Origin of the sequence: Leptolyngbya sp. FACHB-541 (assembly GCF_014695875.1) — a bacterium.
In the GTDB taxonomy this organism is placed as follows: Bacteria; Cyanobacteriota; Cyanobacteriia; order Elainellales; family Elainellaceae; genus JAAUTN01.
The window spans coordinates 1-7,333 of record NZ_JACJPC010000099.1; the positions used below are offsets into that span (position 1 = coordinate 1).

9 protein-coding genes and 1 pseudogene are annotated in these 7,333 nt (G+C 45.2%); 7 read left to right on the forward strand and 3 right to left on the reverse strand.

Annotated features, from left to right (window positions below; translation table 11 throughout):
* Window positions 1-173 precede the first annotated feature (173 nt).
* Window positions 174-581, reverse strand: coding sequence for a helix-turn-helix domain-containing protein (locus H6G00_RS21025; RefSeq protein ID WP_347278211.1), 408 nt, complete (start codon window positions 579-581; stop codon window positions 174-176).
* 66 nt (window positions 582-647) lie between these two features.
* Between H6G00_RS21025 and H6G00_RS21030 the strand changes: the two genes are divergently transcribed.
* A complete protein-coding gene (locus tag H6G00_RS21030) occupies window positions 648-1,424 on the forward strand; it encodes an SDR family oxidoreductase (protein ID WP_190798239.1) in 777 nt (258 codons plus the stop codon).
* Between the two features lie 45 nt (window positions 1,425-1,469).
* Here H6G00_RS21030 and H6G00_RS21035 read toward each other — a convergent pair whose 3' ends face one another.
* Window positions 1,470-1,859 carry a helix-turn-helix domain-containing protein gene (locus tag H6G00_RS21035; protein WP_190798240.1) on the reverse strand — a complete coding sequence of 130 codons (390 nt, stop codon included), beginning with the start codon at window positions 1,857-1,859 and terminating at the stop codon, window positions 1,470-1,472.
* Window positions 1,860-1,973: 114 nt separating this feature from the next.
* Here H6G00_RS21035 and H6G00_RS21040 point away from each other — a divergent pair, with 114 nt between their 5' ends.
* The 3 genes from H6G00_RS21040 (at window position 1,974) to H6G00_RS21050 (ending at window position 3,726) form a co-directional block, all read left to right on the forward strand.
* Entirely contained in the window at window positions 1,974-2,753 is a 780-nt protein-coding gene (locus tag H6G00_RS21040) for an SDR family oxidoreductase (protein WP_199318629.1), read from the forward strand.
* Window positions 2,754-2,865: 112 nt separating this feature from the next.
* Window positions 2,866-3,276 (forward strand): nuclear transport factor 2 family protein, encoded by a 411-nt coding sequence (locus H6G00_RS21045; RefSeq protein WP_242042416.1) that lies wholly within the window; start codon window positions 2,866-2,868, stop codon window positions 3,274-3,276.
* A 216-nt stretch (window positions 3,277-3,492) separates the two neighbouring features.
* A complete protein-coding gene (locus H6G00_RS21050; protein WP_190798241.1) occupies window positions 3,493-3,726 on the forward strand; it encodes a transposase family protein in 234 nt (77 codons plus the stop codon).
* Between the two features lie 158 nt (window positions 3,727-3,884).
* Here the strand turns inward: H6G00_RS21050 and H6G00_RS21055 are convergent, their stop codons facing one another.
* On the reverse strand, window positions 3,885-4,460 hold the full coding sequence (locus H6G00_RS21055) for a TetR/AcrR family transcriptional regulator (RefSeq protein ID WP_190798242.1): 576 nt from the start codon (window positions 4,458-4,460) through the stop codon (window positions 3,885-3,887).
* A gap of 43 nt (window positions 4,461-4,503) precedes the next feature.
* Here H6G00_RS21055 and H6G00_RS21060 point away from each other — a divergent pair, with 43 nt between their 5' ends.
* The 3 genes and pseudogenes from H6G00_RS21060 to H6G00_RS21070 all read left to right on the forward strand — a co-directional run.
* Window positions 4,504-4,992: a hypothetical protein gene (locus H6G00_RS21060; RefSeq protein ID WP_190798248.1), complete on the forward strand. Its 489-nt coding sequence runs from the start codon at window positions 4,504-4,506 to the stop codon at window positions 4,990-4,992.
* A 156-nt stretch (window positions 4,993-5,148) separates the two neighbouring features.
* Window positions 5,149-5,949 carry an endonuclease/exonuclease/phosphatase family protein gene (locus H6G00_RS21065; RefSeq protein ID WP_190798243.1) on the forward strand — a complete coding sequence of 267 codons (801 nt, stop codon included), beginning with the start codon at window positions 5,149-5,151 and terminating at the stop codon, window positions 5,947-5,949.
* Between the two features lie 1,036 nt (window positions 5,950-6,985).
* Window positions 6,986-7,219: pseudogene (locus H6G00_RS21070) on the forward strand (NAD(P)H-dependent oxidoreductase); the annotation flags it as partial.
* Between the last annotated feature and the right edge of the window lie 114 nt (window positions 7,220-7,333).

Genomic DNA, 7,333 nt, shown 5'->3' on the forward strand with positions numbered 1-7,333 from the left:
CTGGTTTACACTCTGGCTTTGTGAGATTAATCCAGTGCATTAACCAGTTCTCAGGATGGCTTCCTCATCCTGTGCCTCATCGATTTTCCTCCGCCTAGAGTGATGAAAGAGGGATAAAGCAAATCGCTGGCTGAGCTAATCATTTTTTCAGATGGGCGATCCCTCCTACTCCCTCACTTCGTATCGATATCCCGCTGTAAATCTGTAAGAGCATCCAAGATTGTGACAAAACGCTCTCCAATTTGGGTCAGTTTATACTCGACCCGTGGTGGAACTTCTGGGTAGGTAATTTTCTCCAAGATGCTCAGATTGACCATTTTCCGCAGGGAGTCACTCTGCACTTTTGTGGTAAGTCCATCCACAGAACGGACGATTGCACCAGGACGACTGATCCCTTGGCGAATTAAAGTCAAGATCCGAATGGACCATTTGCAACCGACAATATCTTCCAACGTCAGTGTCTGAGAAATTGAGTTTTTGGGCTGGCTAATCGTCATGTGGCGCGACTCAACGTTTGACTGGTTTTGCTTCAATTTGTACCAAAAAGTGCGTACTGCACCAAAAAGTGCAGACTTTTGCACTCGGTTTCAGCCGTTTACGATGCTGACTAAAGTTATGTTCAAACTGATTTTAGTTAGGAGAGACTGATGTACAGCGAGTTTAAGCAGAAACAAGCACTAATTATAGGCGGCAGTAGCGGTATTGGTCGGGCGATCGCAGAAATGCTACTAACAGAGGGAGCAACCGTAACCATTGTAGGTCGCAACTCAGATAAGTTACGAGAGGCAGAATCCAAGTTGCAGCAGATGGGTAAGATACAGACCTGGCAGTCTGATATCAGTAATCGTCATGATGTCTCTCAACTAACCGAACGAATTGCTTCTGATTTGCCTGATGTTAACTACCTTGTTAATTCTGCGGGTGTCTTTCTGCCAACGCCATTTCTTCAACATACAGAAACCGATTACGATCGCTATCTTGACCTCAATCGTGGCACCTTTTTTGCGACACAGCAGGTCGCTCATAATATGGTCGATCGAGGGCAAGGGGGTGCCATTGTCAATGTAGGTTCGATGTGGGCACATCAAGCTGTGTTAGCAACTCCATCTTCTGCCTATTCAATGGCAAAATCGGGACTACATGCCTTGACTCAGCATCTAGCAATGGAACTAGCGCAACACAACATTCGGGTGAATGCAGTTGCGCCTGCTGTGGTTGAAACTCCCATCTATGGAGCGTTTATCAAACCAGAAGAAATCCACAGCACCCTACAAAGCTTCAATAGTTTTCATCCCATTGGACGGGTTGGTCAACCGAGCGATGTAGCAGAGGCGATCGCGTTTCTCCTATCCGAACGAGCCGCTTGGGTAACTGGAGCGATATGGAATGTCGACGGCGGTGTAATGGCAGGACGCAATTCCTAACCCACAAGTGAGGTGAAAGTGCATGACAAGAATATCGCTCTTTGTCTATCTAGGAGGCTCTGACTTGTCAGACGTTTTAACAGGTTCTAGTTCATGAACATGGTTTACAGCCCACTCGCAAAGTACTGCTAAAGGATCAACAAGCGTTTCACCTAACGAAGTAAGAGAATAATCTACTTGCGGAGGCACAACTGGATGCACGACCCGTCGCACAAGCCCACAGGCTTCAAGCTTTCGTAAATTTTGAATCAGCATTTTCGGCGATACGCCTTTAATCTGTTGTTGAAGCTCACTGTATCGCTTCGTGCCTTGGGAGAGCGCATAGATGATTAGGATTGTCCACTTGCTGGCAATATGTTCGAGGACTTGAGGGGCTGCACAAGTTGTATCAAAAACCTTTATCCCAGCAATATATGCTCTTGCCTGTTGAGTCATCTGTATGCCTAATCTGCTAAAGCCGCTCACCGACGCTATTTTTACTGTTTGGTGAGTATAGCACTTTCTGGTAAATACTTCCCAATAGAAAGTGAGTTGTGCTTTGCTTAGAAAGTGCTTAATCATCACTGCCTTAAAGAGGAACATATGAGATTAGCTGAAAAGGTTGCACTTGTGACAGGCGGTAACAGTGGGATTGGATTAGCAACAGCTAAACTATTCAGTCAAGAAGGTGCCAAAGTTATTATTTCAGGACGCGATCGCACCACTCTTAACGAAGCGGCTTCAGCCATTGGTGGTGATGTGTTAGCTCTTCAAGCTGATGTTGCAGACTTACAACAAATTGATCAGCTTTATCAAGTTATTGCAGAAAAGTTTGGCAAAATTGATGTTTTATTTGCCAATGCTGGGATTGGAAAGTTTGCATCGATAGAAGAAACAACTGAAGCACTATACGATGAAGTATTCACAACCAATCTTAAAGGATTGTACTTTACTATTCAGAAAGCTTCAGCCCACCTGAATGAAAGCGCTGCAATTATTCTCAATACCTCTTTTCTAGGTGAACTCGGTCTTCCTGGAACCAGCGTTTTAGCAGCAAGTAAAGCAGCGGTGAGATCGCTAGCAAAAACGTTTTCTGCTGAGCTTATCAACCGTGGAATTCGTGTCAATGCGGTGAGTCCAGGGGCGATTACAACACCCTTCATGAGCAAGGTAGGTCTGTCTCAAGAAGCAGTAGATGCAATGACACAGAACATCGGCGCTCAAATCCCTATGAAACGATTTGGCTCAGCCGAAGATGTCGCGCAGGCGGTCTTGTTTCTTAGCACCTCAGATTCTGCTTATATTTTGGGTGCTGAAATCGCCGTCGATGGTGGTTTTAGCCAACTTTGATGAGCCAATTAATTTGGGATGTGATGATTTGACGCTGATGATCTGATGCTGGAGATACAAGAAATTTTGAGCTAATTCTCCTCAAAATAATGGGAGTAGTAAGTTAGACAATATGAACGGTATTGAAAGAGCAGCCATGACGAACCTTGAGGTTATCCAAGAACTATACAGAGCTTTCCGTGAGAAGGACTATGATGCATTCTTGAAGATTTGCACTCCTGATTTAGAATGGATTCAAAGTGAAGGGTTTCCGCAGGGAGCAACTTACCGAGGAGCAGAAGCAGTAATTGAAGGAGTGTTCAAACGCAATGACACTCGTTGGGAGAAGTTTTCGTTTCAGATTGAACAGTATCTTGATGCAGACGAGTCAGTGATTGTCATTGGTGCCTATGTGGGTCGTCATCGGCAGTCACAAAAGCCGCTCCATGCTGCTGCCGCACATGTTTACGATCTCAATAATGGAAAGGTATGTCGTTTTAGAATGTTTGCAGATACTAAGTTAATCTGGAATGCAATGAATTAATACCGTTAGTGACAATCGAATTCGTTCAGCTAAATTTGTACAGTGCCAAATTAAATGGCATCGAGACAAATTCATGTCGCTGAGTAAAAACCTCTCTATTAGAGGATCACAAAGAGAGTTCGCTTAGCGACCTAGCAGCAGGTCATTAGGATTGCCAAGCCGGCTTTAGGCAGAAAAGTAAGTCAGGTTTAGCTTTGCTTCTTGAACGACACCAATATGTCTCCACGACAAATAAAAAGTCACTGTACATTAGGTTTACAGAAGGAGTATGACAACATTGAGATTCCTCACAAGAAACCACGAGGAGGCAACCTCAGTGAAGAGCAGAAACAGGAGAATCGTGAGAAAAGTAGTCGGCGTGTGCGATGCGAGAATGCGTTTGCGGGAGTGAAACGATACAGGATTGTGAGCGATATTTACAGAAATCGTGTGAGCGATTTTGATCATTAGATGTTGACGGCAACGGGGCTATGGAATTTCTATTTGATGGCTGCTTAATTTAGGTGGAAGTGACAAGGGAAGATTATTTCCCTTAGAAATTCTTATTCCGCAACAAATCTATTACGTCTGGGTTGTCTGTGAGCGTTCAAAGCTAATCACGTCAAAACTCACCTGAGAAATAAACTTATGGCACGACGGACATAAGCTTTCCAAGATTCAACAGGCGGAAAGATCAATGCATAGAGCATGATGCCGCTCATCACGTCGAAAACTAACCCTGCATCTAAGTCTTTTGAAACCTCATTTCTTGCCTTTGCCCGTTCGATGACCATAGCGAAGGCTTGTCGTCGAGGTTGTAGATATTTTTCCCAATAAATTTGAGCAAACCCAGAATTACTTGATGCACTACTGATAATCATGGCAACCGTTTGCCGTCCAAGTGAGGTGAGGGTTATTTGGGCAGCATTTTCAATGAGTGCGTCTATGTCACTCCAAAGATTTCCTGTATCGGGAATTAACACCTCCTCCCTAATGCTTTCAATTGCATCAGCAACTAGTTCATCTTTACTGCTGTAACGCCGATAAATGGTTGTCTTACCGACTCCAGCACGAGTAGCGATCGCCTCAATACTCATTGCCTCAAAGCCAACTTCTGACAACAATTCCAGCACAGCTTTCAGCATTGCCTCGTGAGATACTGTGCTGCGAGGTCTTCCTGGTGATTTTTTCTTGGTATCGTTCATGGATGCTATTATAGTTTACGATACCGTACCGTATCAAAACGTCATGACTCCAAAACCTCTTTACATGGACAAGCACAGTACTCAAACCTTGCGGGAAGGTCTAGCGGAGTACTATGCTCTCAATCCACACGTTACTGATCCAGCAACACAACCTTCAGACTTCGGTAAAATCTTGCGGGCGCACGATGTAGGGCATGTGATTTACGGTTGTGACACGGGAATGTATGATGAGCTAAAAATTCTGCCGTTATTTTGGTGGACGAGTGAATGTACGTTTCAGGCGTACTTGAAGATGAAAAACTCCCCTGCCGTTGATGTGATGTACGAGGATATGATCAGGGAAAAAGGGGCACTCTGGCTGTACGGAGCAATTTTGAGGGTACTTCCTGGGGTAGTTCTAGAATTGATTCCAATTTGGTTTAAAACTCGCAATCGTCAAAAACTGCTGCCATTTCTTGAGTTCGAGCCGTTACTTGATCGTTCTCTTTTAGATATCCGCCAAGAATTTGATCTGTTACCGTTCATAAAGTAAATTCCAGGTATGCGTCAGTCGCCCAACACTTCATGGCAGCGGACGGACAACCGCTAGTACTTGGATTAAGGCTGTCTGCCGCCGCTGCATTTTGCCGTTATGCCGCGATAAGAGAAATCCTAGAATTCAATCAAGATAGAAAATAAAGTAGTAAAAATGAAAATTATGTGCCTTAACGGATGGGGCGGAAAATTGTATGACAAACTGCTTCCCTACCTGAAGCAAAATAGTCCCGATGTTCTCTGTCTTCAGGAAGTTGTACATAGTCCTGCCACAAACAAAGACTGGCTCACCTACCGGGATGGGGATCACGTTCTTCCACAACGAGCAAATTTTTTTCGAGATATTGCAATTGCATTGCCCGATCATACTGCTATTTTTTGCCCATCAGCTCAAGGGATTCTCTGGGACGATAATACTCAGATGCCTTCTCAATGGGGACTTGCAACTTTTGTCAAAAAATCTTTCCCGGTTGTCGCACAAACACAAGGTTTTGTGCACAAAACGTACTCTCCTGACGAATACGGCGAACATCCTCGACCTCGCAGTGCACATGCTATTAGGGTGTTCGATTATGAGGCAAACCGTCCAGTCTGTGTAGCCCACATGCATGGTTTACGCGACCTGAAAGGGAAAATTGATACCCCTGAAAGAGCCGAACAGGCTCGCAAATTCATTTCAATCGCAATGAGCATCGTTGAGAGTAATGATCCTCTTGTTGTATGCGGAGATTTTAACGTAGAGCCGGAAAGCGAAACGTTAAAAATGTTGGCTGAAGCTGGGCTAACGGATTTGGTTACAGCTCGAACCATAAAAGGAACACGGAGTTCTTACTATAAAAAACCGGGTAAATATGCAGACTATATGTTGGTCAACACAAATGTGAAAGTATTGGATTTCAAGGTCGTATTTGAACCTGAGGTATCTGATCATTGCCCTTTGGTTCTCGATATTTAAAGAATTCAGGTGCATAAACCGCAGTTGCAGCGACATAACAAGCCCAGTGCAGCGGCTGAAGGACGCCACTGGTGATGAGTTTGAGGCTCTCGCGGCCGCTGACTGGAAGCGTGTGCGATTCGTTCATCCAAAATGAATAGCGATATTCAGGGACGGATGGCGAGGATAGAACCTCGACAACTTGATCATCGTGAGGGTGTAAGTCCCTCTCCCCAGGTGCAAGGGGTAACAGCATCACCTCTACGGTAGCGACTGGTCATCAATCCGTAAAGCGAGGTGAAAAGGCGGTTCCTGGAAGCCTAATCCGGTCATCCCGCCCAGCATGAGTCTATGGATAGCTTTCATCGAAGCTGTGTCTGAACTGTCGTGAGGTCAATCCAGCCAAATCAGGCTGTTAGGCTGGAGCCAAAAGGCAAAGGATATTGGGGCGGGCGTTTACGGTTGCGACCCGTATGTACTCCCATTAAACCCGGCAGAAAGCAGCATCCTAAGGGTTCGATTACGGTGATTTGGAACGAAGTAACCCTCTGCTTGCTCTCATGAAACTGAGTAGGTGCCAACCGGATGTAGCAGATGGGGAGGATGCCCTAAAAAGCAAATGCCTATGGGAAAGCCAGAGGATAGGCAGACGTAGGGCGGGATACTGACAAGCAACCGCGCTTAGTAACGGTTTATAAGCCTAAAGCCGAGTGATTCGTCACAACGGTGGGATAAGGAGAGCAATCTCCGCAAGCCGCCAACCGGGAGGTCGCAAGCCAGGGAAGTTAAGTGAATCGACCCACTCAATTGAACGGGTGTCTATGACAAAGAGTCGGTATCTCAGGAGCCGTGTGAGGTGAAAGTCTCAAGCACGGTTTTGAAGCCGAGCGGAGGGAGCGATCCCTTCGCTTAGGTTAACTAGCTAACTTCGGCTATAGGTGGTGCATTATTTGAAAATCATCTGTTGATATTCAAGCTTGAGTCAGATAACAGTTTTTTGATCAGTGCCCTATCAGCGCACAGCTAGTTCATAAATAAAGTTTCTGGTTAAAGGACTATGGCAAACATTCTGCATATTGATTCAAGTCCACGAGGCGATCGCTCCAAATCTCGCAAATTAGCCAAGGAGTTTATCGCTGCGTGGCAAGACCAACATCCTGATGATGTGATTATCTATCGTGATTTAAGACAAACGCCAGTTCCTCACGTCACCGAAGATTGGATTGCGGCTGGATTTACTCCGCCAGAAGCACTGACTCCAGAAATGGCTGAACTGTTGAAGTTTTCCGATGGGGATTGTAAATTGAAGTGTGTCAAAGGTCAGAAGTTGAGATCTAATGAACTACTGAACCAGAGATAGAAACACATGACCTTTCAACCTGAACTGCTTGACCAACTGCTACAA

Excerpts from the sequence above, each read along its gene's own strand:
- H6G00_RS21060 (WP_190798248.1), top strand. The coding sequence starts at position 4,504 with ATGACTCCAAAACCTCTTTACATGGACAAGCACAGTACTCAAACCTTG.
- H6G00_RS21065 (WP_190798243.1), top strand. The coding sequence starts at position 5,149 with ATGAAAATTATGTGCCTTAACGGATGGGGCGGAAAATTGTATGACAAA.
- H6G00_RS21045 (WP_242042416.1), top strand. The coding sequence starts at position 2,866 with ATGAACGGTATTGAAAGAGCAGCCATGACGAACCTTGAGGTTATCCAA.
- H6G00_RS21050 (WP_190798241.1), top strand. The coding sequence starts at position 3,493 with ATGTCTCCACGACAAATAAAAAGTCACTGTACATTAGGTTTACAGAAG.
- H6G00_RS21030 (WP_190798239.1), top strand. The coding sequence starts at position 648 with ATGTACAGCGAGTTTAAGCAGAAACAAGCACTAATTATAGGCGGCAGT.
- H6G00_RS21055 (WP_190798242.1), bottom strand. The coding sequence starts at position 4,460 with ATGAACGATACCAAGAAAAAATCACCAGGAAGACCTCGCAGCACAGTA.
- H6G00_RS21035 (WP_190798240.1), bottom strand. The coding sequence starts at position 1,859 with ATGACTCAACAGGCAAGAGCATATATTGCTGGGATAAAGGTTTTTGAT.